At 68.9% G+C, this 17,306-nt stretch carries 17 protein-coding genes; 5 read left to right on the forward strand and 12 right to left on the reverse strand.

What is annotated here, in order from left to right; all coding sequences use genetic code 11:
- Nucleotides 1–88: 88 nt before the first annotated feature.
- The 7 genes from J8I34_RS06970 to J8I34_RS07000 all read right to left on the reverse strand — a co-directional run bounded on the left by J8I34_RS06970 (nucleotide 89) and on the right by J8I34_RS07000 (nucleotide 6,170).
- On the reverse strand, nucleotides 89–1,318 hold the full coding sequence (locus J8I34_RS06970; protein ID WP_209805691.1) for a UbiH/UbiF/VisC/COQ6 family ubiquinone biosynthesis hydroxylase: 1,230 nt from the start codon (nucleotides 1,316–1,318) through the stop codon (nucleotides 89–91).
- Nucleotides 1,299–1,781: a hypothetical protein gene (locus J8I34_RS06975; RefSeq protein WP_209805692.1), complete on the reverse strand. Its 483-nt coding sequence runs from the start codon at nucleotides 1,779–1,781 to the stop codon at nucleotides 1,299–1,301. Before J8I34_RS06975 ends, J8I34_RS06970 begins: the two co-directional genes overlap by 20 nt.
- Nucleotides 1,778–3,169, reverse strand: coding sequence for an aminopeptidase P N-terminal domain-containing protein (locus J8I34_RS06980; protein ID WP_209805693.1), 1,392 nt, complete (start codon nucleotides 3,167–3,169; stop codon nucleotides 1,778–1,780). Before J8I34_RS06980 ends, J8I34_RS06975 begins: the two co-directional genes overlap by 4 nt.
- Before the next feature lie 119 nt (nucleotides 3,170–3,288).
- Nucleotides 3,289–4,026 carry an N-acetylmuramate alpha-1-phosphate uridylyltransferase MurU gene (gene murU / locus J8I34_RS06985; protein WP_029048787.1) on the reverse strand — a complete coding sequence of 246 codons (738 nt, stop codon included), beginning with the start codon at nucleotides 4,024–4,026 and terminating at the stop codon, nucleotides 3,289–3,291.
- Nucleotides 4,026–4,349: an AzlD domain-containing protein gene (locus J8I34_RS06990; RefSeq protein ID WP_133093742.1), complete on the reverse strand. Its 324-nt coding sequence runs from the start codon at nucleotides 4,347–4,349 to the stop codon at nucleotides 4,026–4,028. Before J8I34_RS06990 ends, murU begins: the two co-directional genes overlap by 1 nt.
- Entirely contained in the window at nucleotides 4,346–5,047 is a 702-nt protein-coding gene (locus J8I34_RS06995; RefSeq protein ID WP_245175819.1) for an AzlC family ABC transporter permease, read from the reverse strand. Before J8I34_RS06995 ends, J8I34_RS06990 begins: the two co-directional genes overlap by 4 nt.
- Nucleotides 5,048–5,135: 88 nt before the next feature.
- A complete protein-coding gene (locus tag J8I34_RS07000) occupies nucleotides 5,136–6,170 on the reverse strand; it encodes an aminoglycoside phosphotransferase family protein (protein WP_209805695.1) in 1,035 nt (344 codons plus the stop codon).
- 200 nt (nucleotides 6,171–6,370) lie between these two features.
- Between J8I34_RS07000 and J8I34_RS07005 the strand changes: the two genes are divergently transcribed.
- The 5 genes from J8I34_RS07005 (at nucleotide 6,371) to trpS (ending at nucleotide 13,435) form a co-directional block, all read left to right on the forward strand.
- Nucleotides 6,371–8,824 (forward strand): LPS-assembly protein LptD, encoded by a 2,454-nt coding sequence (locus J8I34_RS07005; protein ID WP_209805696.1) that lies wholly within the window; start codon nucleotides 6,371–6,373, stop codon nucleotides 8,822–8,824.
- A gap of 9 nt (nucleotides 8,825–8,833) precedes the next feature.
- Nucleotides 8,834–10,306, forward strand: coding sequence for a peptidylprolyl isomerase (locus J8I34_RS07010; RefSeq protein WP_029048792.1), 1,473 nt, complete (start codon nucleotides 8,834–8,836; stop codon nucleotides 10,304–10,306).
- Between the two features lie 42 nt (nucleotides 10,307–10,348).
- Entirely contained in the window at nucleotides 10,349–11,455 is a 1,107-nt protein-coding gene (gene pdxA, locus J8I34_RS07015; protein WP_029048793.1) for a 4-hydroxythreonine-4-phosphate dehydrogenase PdxA, read from the forward strand.
- Nucleotides 11,456–11,484: 29 nt separating this feature from the next.
- The gene (gene rsmA, locus J8I34_RS07020) at nucleotides 11,485–12,318 is read left to right on the forward strand and encodes a 16S rRNA (adenine(1518)-N(6)/adenine(1519)-N(6))-dimethyltransferase RsmA (RefSeq protein WP_209768502.1); all 834 of its coding nucleotides are present in this window, start codon (nucleotides 11,485–11,487) and stop codon (nucleotides 12,316–12,318) included.
- Between the two features lie 79 nt (nucleotides 12,319–12,397).
- Nucleotides 12,398–13,435 (forward strand): tryptophan--tRNA ligase, encoded by a 1,038-nt coding sequence (gene trpS, locus J8I34_RS07025; RefSeq protein ID WP_029048795.1) that lies wholly within the window; start codon nucleotides 12,398–12,400, stop codon nucleotides 13,433–13,435.
- A 176-nt stretch (nucleotides 13,436–13,611) separates the two neighbouring features.
- On the opposite strand, the gene J8I34_RS07030 is transcribed toward trpS, so the two are convergent.
- The 5 genes from J8I34_RS07030 to gmhB form a co-directional block, all read right to left on the reverse strand.
- A complete protein-coding gene (locus J8I34_RS07030; protein ID WP_051320584.1) occupies nucleotides 13,612–14,478 on the reverse strand; it encodes a DMT family transporter in 867 nt (288 codons plus the stop codon).
- 59 nt (nucleotides 14,479–14,537) lie between these two features.
- Nucleotides 14,538–14,945: a lactoylglutathione lyase gene (gene gloA, locus J8I34_RS07035; protein WP_029048797.1), complete on the reverse strand. Its 408-nt coding sequence runs from the start codon at nucleotides 14,943–14,945 to the stop codon at nucleotides 14,538–14,540.
- A gap of 83 nt (nucleotides 14,946–15,028) precedes the next feature.
- Entirely contained in the window at nucleotides 15,029–15,883 is an 855-nt protein-coding gene (locus tag J8I34_RS07040) for a M48 family metallopeptidase (RefSeq protein ID WP_029048798.1), read from the reverse strand.
- On the reverse strand, nucleotides 15,880–16,644 hold the full coding sequence (locus J8I34_RS07045; RefSeq protein ID WP_029048799.1) for a lysophospholipid acyltransferase family protein: 765 nt from the start codon (nucleotides 16,642–16,644) through the stop codon (nucleotides 15,880–15,882). Before J8I34_RS07045 ends, J8I34_RS07040 begins: the two co-directional genes overlap by 4 nt.
- A gap of 47 nt (nucleotides 16,645–16,691) precedes the next feature.
- A complete protein-coding gene (gmhB, locus tag J8I34_RS07050; protein WP_029048800.1) occupies nucleotides 16,692–17,282 on the reverse strand; it encodes a D-glycero-beta-D-manno-heptose 1,7-bisphosphate 7-phosphatase in 591 nt (196 codons plus the stop codon).
- Nucleotides 17,283–17,306 lie beyond the last annotated feature (24 nt).

Below are 17,306 nucleotides of genomic sequence, written 5' to 3' on the forward strand. Positions count from 1 at the left end.
ACTGCCCAAGAATTGAGCATCGATGGCGCAATCTGTAGCGGGATCTGTGGTACGTGGCGCACGCGCCACAGATCCCCGATGCCCGACTTCAGCGGCGCATACCGAACATCATGTGGCGCGCCAGCGCGTGCCGCAACGGCGGCAGGCAGGCCAGCGCCGCCAGCGACGCCCCGCGGGCATGCGCGGCAAGCGGGTAGGGCACACCGAACAGCCGCGGCAGCAGGTCGGTGACGCCGATGGTGACCGCGCGGTCGAGCCGATGCCGGCTGGCAAAGGCCTGCAGCGCCTGCGGCGTGCAGGCCGCACGCAGCGAGTCGGCCAGCGCGAAGGCGTCGCGCAGGCCCAGGTTGAGGCCCTGGCCTGCCACCGGGTGCAGCGTCTGCGCCGCATTGCCGACCGCAGCGACGCGGCCGCTGACCGTGACCGGCGCGGCGTTCAACCCCAGCGGAAAGGCATGGCGCTTGCCCGCCAGCGTGAAATAGCCCATGCGGTCGCCAAAGGCACGGCCAAGTTCCAGTGCGAAGTCCGCGTCGGGCAGCGCCAGCCGCCGTGCGGCCTGTTCCGGCGGGCAGCACCACACCAGTGCGTAGCCCGGCACGCCATGCTGGTCGTGCGGCAGCAGCGCCAGCGGGCCTTCCTCGGTAAAGCGTTCCCAGGCCCAGCCCGGCTGCGGGCGTGAGCAGGCCACATGGGCGATCAGGGCGGTCTGCCCGTAGTCGCGCGTGCGCGCGCCGCGGCCCTGGTGCCGGGCCTGCTCGTGGAACAAGCCGCCCTCGGCCTGGATCGCCACCCGGGAGGCAAAGACCGCTGTCTGCCCGTCATGGGCGGTGCCGGTCAGCTGCACCGTGCCGCCGTCGGCATCGTCGCCGGTGCCGGCCGATGGCGGCTGCTCGATCTGGTCGATGCGGGTCTCGAATACGCGCTGCAGCCGGTCGGCCGGGCAAGCCTGCGCGGCGCGCGCGAGGGCGCGTTCGAGCACGTCGCACAGCTCGCCATAGCGGACTACATAGCCCAATGCCGGCACGCCGTAGTCGTCATGGTGCAACCGGACGTGGCCGAAGCGGCCGCGCTGCGACACGTGGATATGCTCGATCGGGCTGCCTGGCACGGGCCAGGCGCCGATCTGTTCGAGCAACTGGCGGCTGCCGTACGACAGCGCGATCGCGCGCGGATCGCGTGCGGCGCGCGCCGGCGTGGCCGCATCGATCAGCGCGATGCGCCAGTCGGTGGTGCGCAGCAGCTGGCAGGCCAGCGCCAGTCCCACCGGGCCGCCGCCGACGATGGCGATGTCGTGGAGATCAGCTGGTGCGACCGGCATTGTCACTGCCTCCGGTATTGCCGCCCGGGGCATTGCTGCCGCCGCCAGTCTCGCCGGCACCGCGCTTCCAGCAGATCGCGTCAGTGCGCGACTTGCCGGCCGCGGCGTCGCGCAGCGCATTGTCGAGCTTCTGCTGGTTGAAACCGGGCAGCGCGCGCAGTTGCTCGAGCAGCGCGGCATAGTTGGCGGCATCGGCCGGGACCACGCAACCCTGGCCGCTGTCGGGCGCGCCGACCAGGATCAGCCAGGCGGCGCCCGCCCAGGGCTCGCGGTTGGAGACGCGCACCACGACGCGTTCCAGCGTGTCCCACGCGATTTCCTCGCGCTGGCCATCGGGGCGGTGCACCACGACGCGGTCGTCGAACAGGTTGATGATGAACGGTTCTGACGGATCGCGCGGTGGCGAGGCCGAAGCCCGGGCGCGGCCCTGGCCGGGAAAGATTCTGCGCAGCCAGCCGATCATCGCCGGCCTCCGGCGTCGCGCATCAGCGTTTCGATCTCGTCGGCATGCACCGGCACGCCGCGGGTGATCAGCTCGCAGTCGCCATCGGTCACCACGGCGTCATCCTCGATGCGGATGCCGATATGCCAGTAGCGCTCCGGCACGTCCTCCGCCGGGCGCACGTAGATGCCGGGCTCGATGGTCAGCACCATGCCCGGCTGCAGCGGCCGCCACGGACGCTCGCCTTCGCCGCTGTGGCTGGCGACGCGGTACTCGCCCACGTCGTGCACGTCCATGCCAAGCCAGTGCCCGGTGCGGTGCATGTAGAAGCGGCGGTAGCTGCCGCTGGCCAGCACGTCGTCGAGCGTGCCTTCCTTGTTGCGGTCGAGCAGGCCGGTATCGAGCATGCCTTGCGCCAGCACGCGCACGGCGGCATCGTGCGGCACGTTGTAGGGCACGCCGGCGCGGGTTTCGGCGATCGCGGCTTCCTGCGCTGCCACCACCAGGTCATACAGCTCGCGCTGCGCGGGCGAAAAGCGTCCCGACACCGGGAAGGTGCGGGTGATGTCCGAAGCGTAGCCGTCAAGCTCGCAGCCGGCATCGATCAGGCACAGGTCGCCATCCTTCAGCTCGGCCGGGCCGGCGCGGTAGTGCAGCACGCAGGCGTTGGGGCCGGCGGCGACGATCGAGTTGTAGGCCACGCTCTGCGCGCCGTGGCGGCGGAATTCATAGAGCAGTTCGGCTTCGAGGTGGTATTCGCGCAGGCCCGGGCGCGTGGCCTGCATCGCGCGCACATGGGCCCCGGCGGAGATTTCGCCGGCGCGGCGCATGATCGCCAGTTCGCCCGCGTCCTTGAACAGCCGCATCTCGTCGAGCACCGTGCGGATATCGATCGCCGCCGACGGCGCGGACACGCCCGCGCGGCCCTGCATGCGCACGGCGTCGAGCCAGCGGCGCATCTGCATGTCGGTGCGGGTCGACTCGGCCAGCGGGTAGGCCACCTGTGCGCGATTGGCCAGCAGCGGCGGCAGCGTCGCGTCGATTTCTTCGAACGAATGCGCCTCGTCGAAGCCGAACGCGGCGCGTGCCCCTTCGGGCCCGTAACGGAAACCGTCCCAGATCTCGCGCTCCTCATGCTTGGGACGGCACAACAGGATGCTGCGGTCGGCATCGTCCGGGTCGCCGGGCGCGCCGGCCACCAGCACCAGCACGGCCTCGGGCTCGGTGAAGCCGGTCAGGTAATAGAAGTAGCTGTCGTGCCGGTACGGATAGTCGCTGTCGCGGTTGCGCATGGCTTCCGGCGCCGTAGGCAGGATCGCCACGCCACCGCCGCCGGCGCGCAGGTGCTGCAGCACACGGGCGCGGCGTTCGCGGCAGGCGGCGAGGAGGGCGTTGTCGGGTGCGGACATGGTGTGGCCTGGGAAAGAGGAGGATCAGGCCGATTCTAACGCCGCCGGGCACGTTGCAGCGTTGGTGCAGCAAAAGGCGCGCCGCGCCACTGCCATGGCACGGCTCGGGTCCGCCTCGATCAGCGGCCCACGAAGGCGGCCGCCACAGGCGCAATACTGGCGTTCAGCTCGTCCAGCTGCGCCGGCGTGCCGACGTTCTCCCAGCGCCCTGCGAAACGTTCGCCCGTAGCGGTGCCCGCGGTGATTGCGGCGCGGTAGAGCGGCGTCATGGCGACACGGCTGCCGGGGGCGATGCCAGTGAACAGGCGCGTGTCGTACAGGCCGATATTGCCGAAGGTAAGCCGCTCGCCATGCGTCGGATGCTCGTCCAGCGACAGTCGGCCCTGGGCATCCATCGCAAAGTCGCCGCGCGGGTGGAATGCGGGGTTGGGCACCATCACCAGGTGCATGCGCGGCTCGGCCGCGCCTGCCAGCGCGGCGGCGCGGGGCAGCAGGGTGCGGAAGTCGTAGTCGCAGAAGATGTCGCCCGACACGGCCAGGAAGATCTCGCCGCGTGCCGGGTCGTGCGACAGCAGCGGCAGGGCCTTGGCGATGCCGCCGGCGGTTTCCAGCGCCTCGGTTTCGGGCGAGTAGGCGATGCGCACGCCGAAGCGGCTGCCGTCGCCGAGCGCGGCCTCGATCTGCTCGCCGAGCCACGCGTGGTTGATGACGATGTCGCGCAGGCCGGCGCGCGCCAGCGCCTCGATCTTCCAGACGATCAGCGGCTTGCCGCCCACGGCCAGCAGCGGCTTGGGGCAGGTATCGGTCAGCGGGCGCATGCGGTCGCCGCGGCCGGCGGCGAAGATCATGACCTTCATCAGAAGAGGGCCTCCAGGGCAAGGAGCGCGGCCATGCCGCCGGCAATGGTCCAGCCGACGCTGCGGGTACGCGCGGCGATCAGGATGGCGACCACGCCGGCCACCAGCCGCGCATTGGTTGGGGTAAGCGCGAGCTCGCCGCCCTGCATCAGCAGGTCGGGGGCGATCAGCGCCGACAGCATGGCGGCCGGGACGAACTGCAGCGCGGTGCGGAACCACGCCGGCAGCCGCACGCGGCCTTCCACGGCGATGAATGACAGGCGGATCAGGAAGGTCGCCAGGCCCGCAGCCAGGAAGACCCATAGCAAGGTCAGCGCATTCATGCGGCCTCCTTGCCGACCGAGCCGGAATGATCCGCCGCCCCGGCCCGGCGCGCGCCGGGGCGGTTGCCACGGCCCAGCACCAGCATGCCGGCGGCGATGCCGCCCAGCGCCGCCACCATCAGCCCGAGCTTGTGCGGCAGGCCGAAGCAGGCCACCGCCAGCACGCTGGCGGACACTGCGGCGGCCACGTGCGAGCGGTGCTTGAGACCGGGCACGATGATGCCGATGAAGGTCAGCGGCAGGAAGAAATCGAGCGGCCAGTCGCGCGGCACCTGGGCGCCGACCAGCACGCCGGCCAGCGTCGACACTTGCCAGCTGGCCCACAGCGCGAAGCCGCCGCCGAAGTAGTACCAGTGGCGGTATTGCGCGCGCGGGCCGGTATCGCCCAGCCGGTGCGTCATCGCGGCGAAGGCCTCGTCGGTCAGCAGGTAAGCGATCAGCGCCTTCCAGCGGCGCGGCAGGTGGGCCAGCGTTGGCGCGATGGTGGCGGAATACAGCGCGTGGCGCAGGTTGACCATCGCCACCGTCAGCGTGATCACCACCGCGGGCGTGCCGGCGGTCCACAGCTGGGTGAGGATCATCTGCGAGGCGCCGCCGAACACGATCGCGCTCATGGCACAGGCCAGCCATGCCGGCATGCCGGCGCCGACCGCCAGCACGCCGTAGATCAGGCCGAACGGCACCACGCCAAGCAGCATCGGCGCGAGCGCGCGCGCGCCGGCCAGCCACTCGCCGAAGGCGGTGATGGCGGGGGGGCGGGCCGGATCGTTGACGTCAGGCACTTCGTCAGAAGGTATAGCCGGCCGGGCTGGCCACGCCTTCCAGCGCATCCAGCAGGCGGATCAGCTTGCGCAGCTCGGTATAGCGGCCGGCAACGCTGCGGGTGTACTTCAGCACCAGCGGCAGGTTGGCGAGGTAGCCGTCCTTGCCGTCGCGGTGGTACAGGCGGGCGAAGATGCCCAGCACCTTCAGGTGGCGCTGCAGGCCCATCCATTCGAAATCGCGGTAGAACTCGCCGAAATCGGCATTGACCGGCAGGCCGGCCTTGCGCGCACGCTCCCAGTAGCGGATCAGCCAGTCGAGCTGCTGTTCCTCTTCCCATTCGATATAGGCGTCGCGCCACAGCGAGACCGCGTCATAGGTGATCGGGCCGATCACCGCGTCCTGGAAATCCAGCACGCCAGGATTGGCGCCGCCGTCCAGCACCATCAGGTTGCGCGAGTGGTAGTCGCGGTGCACGTAGACCTGCGGTTGCGCCAGGTTGTTGGCAAGCAGCGTATCCATCACTTCGCGCAGGTCGGCCTGCTGGGCTTCGCTCAGTGTGGCGCCAAGGTGCCTGGCCACGTACCACTGCGGGAACAGGTCGAGCTCGCGCTGCAGCAGCGCGCGGTCGTACGCGGGCAGTTCGCCGGGGCGGGTGGCGGCCTGGATGCGGACCAGCGCCGCGGCGGCATCGGTATACATGCCATGGGCCGTGGAGTCGTCCAGCCTTGACAGGTAAGTCTGGCTGCCCAGGTCCGCGAGCAGCAGGAAGCCCTGCGCCAGGTCCTGCGCCAGCACGGTCGGCACGGTCACGCCGGCCTCGCCGAACAGCTGGCAGACGTGGATGAAGGGTCGGCAGTCCTCGTGTGCCGGCGGCGCGTCCATGACGATGGCGGTCGGGTGCGCCGGGTTGCCGGTGCGCACGCGGAAATAGCGCCGGAAGCTGGCATCGGCCGATGCGGGCACGCAGGAATCGGGATCGGCGGACCAGGCGGGGCCAAGGCCGGACACCCAGGCCTTGAGCTGGTCCAGGCGTGGGTCGTGGGGAAGAGCTGCCATACAGGAAGGGCGCGGAAAAATATCGTGGAGCGGGGCAAGCCGGCCGCAAGGGCAGGTTTGGATGCCCCGTATAATACCCGACCAGACCCGGGCGCCGGGCGGCCCCCGGGAGGGGCCTTCGTTGCCCCGCAGCCTGCTCTGGCAGGGGTTGGCGGCTTGCAGGCGGCCGCAGCCCACGCCGAGACTGACAACCCGTGCGAATGACCGAACAACGACGAACACCGAATAACAAGGCCTTGCTTTCGCCTGCCTCCACTGGCGCCGCCGCCCGCGCCAGGCTCGCTGGTCGCCTGAATGGCCGCCTGAACGCTGGCCGGCTGCGCCCGCTGGTGCTGGCCATGGCCGGCCTGTCGGCCGGCGCCCAGGCGCAGATGTCGGGCTCGGCGATTCCGGACCTGGATCAGGTCGAGCCGGTGTTCGAAGCCGCACCGCAGGCGCCCGAGCCGCCCACGGTCTCCGGCGAACTGGTGCCGCGGCTGGCCGAGCCCCCCAAGACCAGCGAGCCTGATTCCGGCGCGCCGACCTTCATTGAAGGCGACCGCATGACGGGCTACAGCGAGCGCGGCGTCGAACTCGAAGGCCATGCCGAGCTGCGCCGCGACGGCGGCGTGGTCAAGGGCGACAAGCTGAGCTACGACCAGGATACGGACGAGGCCCATGCCGAGGGCAACGTGCGGCTGTCGCGCAGCGGCACGCTGGCGGTGGGGCCCGAGGCCAAGCTGAAGGTCGAGGCCAACGAAGGCTACATGCTTTCGCCGGACTACTACTTCCAGCAGACCGGCGGCGCCGGCAAGGCCGAGCGCATCGATTTCCTGGACAAGGACCGCAGCACTATCAAGCGGGCGTCGTACACCACCTGCTCGCCGGACAACGCGGACTGGTATTTCAGCGCGAACCAGATCGATCTGGACAGCGACCGCCAGGTGGGCGTGGCCTATGGCGGGGTGCTGAATTTCTTCGGGGTGCCGATCGCGGCGGCGCCGGCGTTCAGCTTTCCGCTGAACGATGACCGCCGCAGCGGCTTCCTGGCGCCGTTGATGGGTTACGGCTCGCGCTCGGGTTTCGACCTGACGATGCCGTACTACTTCAACATCGCGCCGAACCGCGACCTGACCATCTATCCGCGGCTGATGACGGAGCGGGGCCTGCAGCTCGGCGGCGAGTACCGCTACCTGGGGCAGGGCTACTCCGGCCGCATCCGCGCCGAGTTCCTGCCTGACGACCAGAAGACCAACTCGAACCGCTGGGCCTACTCGATCCAGCACAACCAGAACCTGGCCAAGGGCCTGAACGCCTACCTGAACGTCAACCGGGTCTCGGACGACCAGTACCCGGACGACTTCAACCGCAGCGTGGCGCAGTCCGCGCAGCGCCAGTACGTGCAGGAAGGCGGCGTCACCTATAACTGGCAGGATTTCTTCCTGATGGCGCGGGTGCAGAAGTTCCAGACGCTGCGCCCCAGCGAGCCATCGTACGAGCGCGAGCCGCAGCTCAACGGCAAGTACATCCGCTATGACCTGGGCGGCTTCGACGTGCAGGTGGAGGCGGACTACACCCGCTTCCGCATCCCGCTGACGTCCACCGGCTTCCAGCAGCCGCAGGGCGAGCGCATGTATGTCCAGCCGAGCATCAGCTCCCCGATCGTGCGCGCCGGCTGGTACGTGACGCCGAAGGTCACGTTCAACGCGACCCAGTACCAGATGGAGTCGCAGGACAATACGCCCAACGCGCAGACCAATTTCTCGCGCGTGCTGCCCACCGTCAGCCTTGATTCGGGCATGACGTTCGAGCGCGAGGCGCCGACCATGAGCCGGCTGTTCGGCGTGAACTACCTACAGACGCTGGAGCCGCGCCTGTTCTACGTCTACACGCCGTTCCGCGACCAGAGCCTGTTCCCGCTGTTCGACACGGTCCAGTCCGATTTCGGCTATGGCCAGATCTTCAGCGAGAACCCGTTCACCGGCTACGACCGGATCGCCGACAACAACAAGATCACTGGTGGCCTGACCACGCGCCTGATCGAGTCGGACTCCGGCATCGAGCGCTTCCGCGGCACCATCGCGCAGCGCTACGACTTCACCGGGCAGCGCGTGCAGATCAATGGCACGCTGGCGGACCCCAAGCCTGGCGCCTCCGACCTGCTCGCCGCGACGACCATCCAGATGTTCCGGGGCTATTACCTGGACATGGGCGTGCAGTACAACCTGGATACCGACCGGGTCAACTACGGCAACGTGGCGTTTTCATACCGTCCCGAGCCGCGCAAGGTCTTCAACGCCGGCTACCGCTACCGCCGTCCGACCGCCGTGACCGACAATACCGCGATCGACCAGTTCGAGTTGTCGGGCCAGTGGCCGATCACGCGGCGTGCCTACGCCATCGCGCGCTTCGCCTTCGACCTGAGCGCGAGCCAGATGGTCGATACGCTGGCCGGCGTCGAATACGCCGCGGACTGCTGGGTCGGCCGCGTGGTCTACCAGCGTTTCCGCAACACCACGCAGGGCTACACCGGGCGGGTCTTCCTGCAGGTGGAGTTCCGTGGCCTTTCCAAGATCGGGTCCAATCCGCTGAACATCCTGCGCCTGAACGTGCCGGGCTACGAGCCCGTGTCCGCCAAGCCGGTGCCGACGACCCAGTACGATCACTATGAATGACGGATTAAGATGAAACGTCAAGAATTCGCCTTGTTTTCCTTTCTCATGACGTCGTGGCACCGCCTGCTGTTGCCGGCCGTGCTGGCCGCGATCGCCGTTCCGGCCGCCGCGCAGCTGAAGGCGCCAGGCACCGGGCGTGCCACTGGCATCTTCGTGCCGCAGTCGTCGGACGTCACCGCGCCGGCGAGCCAGCCCAAGCTCGGCGTGCCGCAGCCCGGCGACCAGAAGCGCTCGCAGCTGGTCGACGAGGTGGTTGCCGTGGTCAACAACAGCGTGATCACGCGCCGCGAGCTGCTCGACCGCGCCGATGAGATCGAAGGCCAGCTGCGCGCCGCCGGCCGTCCGATCCCGCCGCGCGCCGACCTGCTCGGCGAGGTGCTGGAGCGCCTGGTGATGGAACGCGTGCAGACCCAGGCCGCGCAGGAAGCCGGCATCCGCGTGACCGACCAGGAGATCGACCGCGCCATCGAATCGGTGGCGCAGCAGAACCGCATGAACGCCACCGAGCTGCGCCGCCGCGTGGAAGCCAGCGGCATGACCTGGACCAAGTACCGCGACGAGCTGCGCAAGCAGGTGCAGGTGATCCGCCTGCGCGAGCGCGAGGTCGATTCCAAGGTGCAGGTCTACGACGGCGAGATCGACAACTTCCTCGCTGCACGCGGTGGCCAGGCCGGGGCCACTGGCCCGACCGAATACAACGTGGCGCAGATCCTCGTGCGCGTGCCCGAGAATGCCTCGGACGCGCAGAAGCAGGCGCTGCGCGCCAAGGCCGAGGGGCTGCTGAAGCAGGCCCAGGGCGGCGCCGACTTTGCACAGCTGGCGCAAGCCAGTTCGGAAGGCCCGGAAGCCGCGCAGGGCGGCGCCATGGGCTTTCGCGAGATCGGCCGTCTGCCGGCGCTGTTCGCCAACTCGGTGGTCGACCTCCAGCCTGGCGCCGTGGCGCCCCAGGTGGTGGAAAGTGCCGCGGGCTTCCACGTGGTCAAGCTGGTGGCCAAGCGCGCTGCCCCGGCATCCGGCCAGGCCGCGGCAGGCAAGATCACGCAGACGCAGGTGCGCCATATCCTGATCCGCACCGGCCCCAACATGCCCGAAGCCGAGGCGCGCCGCCAGCTCAGCACGCTGCGCGACCGCATCACCCACGGCGGTGACTTTGCCGACGCGGCCAAGCGCTTCTCGCAGGATGGCTCGGCACAGAACGGCGGCGACCTCGGCTGGGTTTCGCCGGGCGAGCTGGTGCCCGAATTCGAGCAGGCCATGAGCCGCCTGCGCCCGAACGAGATCTCCGAGCCGGTGGTCACGCAGTTCGGCGTGCACCTGATCCAGGTGCTGAACCGCCGCGAGACCGAGCTGTCGCCCGAGAAGCAGCGCGACTTTGCCCGCGCCGAGGTCCGCGAACAGAAGCTGCGGGCCGCGTATGATGACTGGGTGCGCCAGCTGCGCTCGCAGGCGTACGTCGAGTACCGCATCAACCGGCAGCGCTGACGCGCGCAAGCGCCGCTCACCCGCCCTCCCGCCCACGCCGACATGCCTGACCCGCTATCCCTGGCCATTTCCACCGGCGAGCCCGCCGGCATCGGCCCCGATATCACCATCGGGGCGTTGCTGCAGCTCGCCGGCGCCAACCATGGCAACAATGGCGGCAGCGGGCACTACCGCTTCCATGTGCTGGGCGATGCCCGCCTGCTGGCCGAACGCGCCGCGGCGCTGGGCGTGACGCACGCCTGGGAGCGGCGCATCGCCGACGGCGATGTGGTGATCGAGGACATCCCGCTGGCCGTCGCATGCGAACCGGGCCGCCTCGATGCACGCAACGGCCCGTACGTGCTGGCGCTGCTCGATGCCGCCATCGCCGGCTGCCGCCCGCACGGCCGCGCCGCGCCGCGCTATGCGGCCATGGTCACGGCGCCGGTGCAGAAAAGCACCATCAACGACGCCGGCGTGCCGTTCACCGGTCACACCGAATACCTGGCCGACAGCGCCCGCGTGCCGCGCGTGGTAATGATGCTGGCCGGCCCGCAGCCCGCGCACGACAACGCCATGCTGCGCGTGGCGCTGGCGACGACCCACCTGCCGCTGCGCGCGGTGCCGGATGCACTCTCCGTCCCGCTGCTGTTGCAGACCCTGACCATCATCGATGCCGACCTGCGCCACTACTTCGGCATCGCGCGCCCCCGCATCCTGGTGACGGGCCTGAACCCGCACGCCGGCGAAAGCGGGCACATGGGCCGCGAGGAGATCGACGTGATCGTGCCCGCGCTGGCGCAGGCCAAGGATGCCGGCATCGATGCGCGCGGTCCGTTCCCTGCCGACACGCTGTTCCAGCCGCGCCACCTGCGCGATGCCGATTGCGTGCTGGCGATGTACCATGACCAGGGGCTGGGGCCGCTGAAATACGGCACCTTCGGCCACGGCGTGAACATTACGCTGGGGCTGCCCTTCATCCGCACTTCGGTGGACCACGGCACCGCGCTGGATCTGGCTGGCACCGGCCAGGCCGAGCATGGCAGCATGATCGAGGCCATCCGCAGCGCGGTCACCATGGCCGGCCATGCCAACGGCCGCCATCCCGATGGCGCCGGCGGCGCCAGCCATCCGGGCCATCCCAATCCTGGCTTGCAGCCGCCTTGCTGAAGCCGGACCTCATGCTGCAACATCGAACCATGCGTTCCAACGTGCACCAGGGCCATGTGGCCCGCAAGCGATTCGGGCAGAACTTCCTGGTCGACGACACCATCATCCACGGCATCGTCAATGCCATCAATCCGCAAGCCGAGGACGTGCTGGTCGAGATCGGGCCGGGGCTCGGCGCGCTGACCAGCCCGCTGCTCGAACGGATCCCGCAGATGCAGGTGGTCGAACTCGACCGCGACCTGGTCGAGCGCCTGCGCCGCCGCTACGGCGAGCGCCTGCAGGTACACGCCGGCGACGCGCTGGACTTCGACTTCGGCAAGCTGGAAGTGCCGGGCAGGCCGCTGCGCATCGTCGGCAACCTGCCATACAACATTTCGAGCCCGCTGCTGTTCCACCTGATGCAGTTCGCCGACCGGGTTCGCGACCAGCACTTCATGCTGCAGAAGGAGGTAGTCGAGCGCATGGTGGCGGAGCCAGGCAGCAAGGCCTTCGGCCGGCTGTCGATCATGCTGCAGGTGCGCTACTACATGGAACATGTGCTGGACGTGCCGCCTGGCAGTTTCAACCCGCCGCCCAAGGTCGATTCGGCCGTGGTGCGGATGATCCCGTGGCCACGCCATCACGATGGCCGTCTGCGCTCGCCGCATGCTGACTGCGACATCACCGTGCTCGGCGACGTGGTCACCGCGGCCTTCTCGCAGCGGCGCAAGGTGCTGCGCAATACCCTGTCATTCCTGCGCGGCCAGGTCGACTTCGACGCGATGGGCTTCGACCTTGGCCGCCGTGCCGAGGAAGTGCCCGTCGGCGAGTATGTCGAACTGGCCCGCCGCCTGGGCGGCGCCGCCACAGGGCAGGCCGCCTGAAGCCACAGATCAACGAACCCGAAATCCCGAATCCCCGAATCCCCGAATCCCCGCGACTTATTTCGTGCAAGACCGTCCCATGACAGCCCAAACCAGCCAAACCAACCGGCGTCCCGTGATCCTGACCGGCGACCGTCCCACCGGCCCGCTGCACCTCGGCCACTTCGTCGGCTCGCTGCAGAGCCGCGTGGCGCTGCAGGATTCGCATGAGCAATACCTGCTGCTGGCCGATACCCAGGCCATGACCGACAACGCGCACGATCCCGACAAGGTGCGCCGCAACGTGCTGGAAGTGGCGCTCGATTACCTGGCGGTCGGCATCGACCCGGCCAAGACCACCATCACCGTGCAGTCGCACCTGCCGGCGCTGGCCGAGCTGACGCTGATGTACCTGAACTTCGTCACGGTATCGCGGCTGGAGCGCAACCCGACCATCAAGGAAGAGATCCAGGCGCGCGGCTTCGGCCGCGATATCCCGGCCGGCTTCCTGTGCTACCCGGCCGCGCAGGCCGCGGACATCACCGCCTTCAAGGCCCAGGTGGTGCCGGTGGGCGAAGACCAGGCCCCTTTGATCGAGCAGACCAACGAGATCGTGCGCCGCATCAACCACCAGGTCGGCCGTGACGTGCTGCCGGAGTGCAAGGCGCTGATCCCCAAGTTCGGCCGCCTGCCCGGCGTCGACGGCAAGGCCAAGATGAGCAAGTCGATGGGCAACGCGATCGCGCTGGGCGCGTCGCCGGAGCAGATCAAGGCCGCGGTGCACAGCATGTACACCGACCCGAACCACCTGAAGGTGTCGGATCCAGGCCAGGTCGAGGGCAACGTGGTGTTCACGTACCTGGACGCGTTCGACCCGAACACCGAGGAAGTCGAGGCGCTGAAGGAGCACTATCGCAAGGGCGGCCTGGGCGACATGGTGCTCAAGCGCCGCATCGAGGGCATCCTGCAGGACATGCTGGCCCCGATCCGCGCCCGCCGCGAAGAGCTGGCCAAGAATCCGGACTATGTGTTCGATGTGCTGCGCCAGGGCACGCAGAAGGCGCGCGAGCTGACCCAGCAGACGCTGGAGGAAGTGCGCGACGCGCTGGGAATGTTCTCGTTCGAGGCGCGCCGCTGATCTTGAGGGCGGCCAAAAGAGCCCACCGGTTTTGGGTGCTCCCAGGCCGCCCGAGCTTGCCTAAGCAAGGTGTTCGCCCTCTCCCCTCAGGGGGAGAGGGCCCGGGGTGAGGGGTGGGCTAGCAAGGCGCCACACCAACAAAGCCAACGGTTCTAACCCGAACCCTGACGTGCGCCTCACGCGCGCCGATTGACCAGCACGATCCCTGCCAGCACCAGCACGGCCGCCACCGCAAAGCGCGGCCCCACCGCATCGTGCATCAGCAGCACGCCGAATGCCACCCCGAACAGCGGGGTCAGGAAAGAAAACACCGACAGCCGCGACGCCAGGTAGCGCCGCAGCAGCCAGAACCACGCCAGGTAGCTGGCAAACGCAATCAGCACCGACTGGTAGAACAGGCTCGCCAGCACCACGCCGTCCACCTGCGCGGTCGCGGTCTGGCCCGCGGCCACCGCCATCGCCAGCAGCAGCACCGCCGATACCGCCAGCTGGTACAGCAGCGTCTTGCTGGCCGGCGCGCTCGCCAGCGGGCTGGCACGCACCACCACGGTGGTGGCGGCCCACAGCGCCCCGGCCAGGATGCCCAGCGCATCGCCCAGCAGCGTGCTGCCATGGACCGACGGCGCTGCGATGCCATCGGCGAACGCCATTGCCATGCCCACGAAGGCCAGCGCCACGCCGAGCCATTGGCCGGTGTGCAGCCGCTCGCCCGGGACAACGAAATGCAGCCCCAGTGCGGTGAAGATCGGCGCGGTGTACAGGAACACCGCCATGCGCGAGGCCGTGGTGTAGCCCAGCCCGACAAAGATGCAGAAGAACTCGGCGCCGAACAGCAGCCCCGCCAGCAGCCCGGCGTTGAGCGTGCCGTCGCGGCGCCAGATCGGCGTGCCCCGCCAGGCGGCAAAGCCGAATACCAGCAGCGCCGCCACCGCCGAGCGCACGCCCGCCTGCAGCACCGTGCCCATCAGCGGGGCGGTCACCTTGATCACCACCTGTTGCAGGCCCCAGCCGGCGCACAGCAGCACCATCAGTCCCACCGCCATGCCGTCCAGCGGCCGGCGGCTCAGGGTTTGCGCGTCCACGGCCGCGGTCGATGGACGCGTTACGGGCGGCTGGCGTCGCGGGTGGAATGGCGCTCGATCAGCTCGATCTTGTAGCCGTCCGGATCTTCGACGAAGGCGATCACGGTGGTGCCGCCCTTGACCGGGCCGGCTTCGCGGGTGACCTTGCCGCCGGCCGCACGGATGCGCTCGCACGCCGCCGCGGCGTTGTCGGTCTCCAGCGCGATATGGCCATAGGCCGTGCCCAGGTCATACTGGTCGACGCCATAGTTGTAGGTCAGCTCCAGCACCGCGGTTTCGCTTTCGGGGCCGTAGCCGACGAAGGCCAGGCGGTACTTGTACTCGGGATTGTCGCTCTCGCGCAGCAGCTGCATGCCGAGAATGCGGGTATAGAAATCGATGGAGCGCTGCATGTCGCCGACGCGCAGCATGGTGTGGAGAAGTCGCATGTGAGGGCCTTCAACTGTTTTAGGTATTGGAAGGCGCCATTTTAGTGCGTTTGGCCGAAACGCACCGGCTGCTTGGCCGTGGCTTAAAAGCTCGGCAGCAGCTCGGGCGGATGCGCGCGCAGCTGCGCACGGGCGTCGCGGAATTCCGGGAAGATCGATTCCACGGTCTGCCAGAAGCGCGGCCCGTGGTTCATTTCCTTCAGGTGGGCGAGTTCGTGCGCCGCGACGTAGTCGATCATCGACAGCGGAAAATGCATCAGGCGCCAGTTCAGCCGGATCTTGCCGTCGGCGGTGCAGCTGCCCCAGCGCGTGGCTGCCGAAGTCAGCGCAAAGCCGGTATGGCGCACGCCCAGCTTGCCGGCATAGACATCGAGCCGCTCCGGCAGCAGCCGGCGCGCCTGTTGCTGCAGCCAGCCTTGCACGCGGTCCTTGATCTGCTGCTCGTCGGCGTGCGCAGGCAGCGCCAGGTGCAGCACGCGGCGGTCCGCGTCGAACAGCAGCGCGCCGATCGGCGACTCCAGCGAAAGCGTCAGCGGCTGGCCCAGGAAGGGGAGGCTGGCGCCGTCGCGCCACTGCACCGTGGGCAGCACGCGGCGTGCCTCGCGGTGGCGCCATTCGCCGAGCTTGTTGAAGATCCAGCGCTGCTTCTCCAGGATGGCCGATTCGATGTCGGCCAGCGTGACCCAGCGCGGCGCGGTGATCGACAGGCCGCGGTCGTCGATGGTGAAGCCGATGGTGCGGCGCGACGAGCGCTTGAGCGTATAGTGCAGCGCGCGCTCGCCCACATGCAGCAGCCGGCCATTGGGCTGCGGAACCGGCCACGCCGGCGGCACCGGCGCCAGCGGCGCCGCCGGTACATGGACACCGGGAGCGGCCTCTGCCAGCGGCAGTTCCAGCTGCGCGCCGTCGACGTCGGAGGCGGGGCGCAGCAGCTTCATGCGGCCGGCTCTACCCGTACTTCGCTGCGGTAGCTGTCCGCGTCGATGCGGCGCATGTCGCGCTCGATCCAGTCGGCCACTTCCTGGTTGAGCTGGTCGGCGGTCTTGTTGGCCGAGGCGATCGGCGGGCCGACCGAGATCGTCACCATGCCCGGGTACTTGAGGAACTTGTTGCGCGGCCACACCCGGCCGGAATTGACCGCCATCGGCAGCACCCAGGCACCGGTCTCGACCGCCAGGCGCGCGCCGCCGCTCTTGTAGCGCGGCTTTTCCAGGCCCGACGGCGTGCGCGTGCCTTCCGGGAACATGATGATCCAGGCGCCTTCGGCCAGCCGCTCGCGGCCCTGGCGCACGGCCGAGGCGAAGGCGCGGGTGCCTTCCTTGCGGTTGATATGGACCATCTTCAGCATGCCCAGCGCCCAGCCGAAGAAAGGCACCAGCAGCAGCTCGCGCTTGAAGACGAAGCACAGCGGCCTGGGCATCAGCGCCACGTAGGCCACCGTCTCCCATGCCGACTGGTGCTTGGACAGCAGCACCACCGGCTTGTCGAGCATGCCATCCATGTGTTCATGGCCTTCGATGCGGTACTGGATGCCGCAGATGCCGCGCGCGGCCCAGATCACCAGCCACGGCCAGCCGCGCACGAAGCGGAAACGCTGGTCGGCGTTCATGAACGGAAAGACGAGGAAGCAGGCGCAGGCGTAGGGAGGCGTCAGCACCAGCAGGTACAGCGCAAACAACAGGGAACGGAGAAACGTCATGCGTGGGGGCGCAAAAAAAGAGGGTCGGTGCCAGCCTCGGCAATGGCTTATTGTGCGGACTCGCGGGTGGCGCCGTCGTTGCCGCCATGGTTGCCGGTCAGCCAGCTCGCAAAGGCGCGCAGGTCGTCATGCACCTGCGTGCCGGGCGGCAGGCCGCCTTGGTCGAGGGTCTTCATGCCCTTGCCGCTGCGCACCAGGTGCGGCGCGCAGCCGACCGCGACACCGGCCTCCAGGTCGCGCAGCGAATCGCCCACGATCGGCACGCCCCTGAGCTCGATGCCGAAGCGCTCGCTGATCTGCTCGAGCATGCCGGACTTGGGCTTGCGGCAGTCGCAGCCGTCCGCGGCGGTATGCGGGCAGAAAAACACGGCCTCGATGCGTCCGCCCAGGCGTGCCAACGCCGCGTACATCTTCTCGTGCATGGCGTTGAGCGTGCTCATCTCGAACAGGCCGCGGCCGATGCCGGACTGGTTGCTGGCGATCACCACGCGATAGCCGGCCTGGTTCAGCGCGGCGATGGCTTCCAGGCTGCCGTCGATGGGAACCCACTCGTCGGGCGACTTGATGAACTGGTCGCTGTCGAGGTTGACCACCCCGTCGCGGTCCAGGATGACAAACTTGGGCGGCGTCTGCGGCATGTGCGGCTCCGGTATCGCGTACTG

Source organism: Cupriavidus phytohabitans (assembly GCF_017815025.1).
Lineage (GTDB): Bacteria > Pseudomonadota > Gammaproteobacteria > Burkholderiales > Burkholderiaceae > Cupriavidus.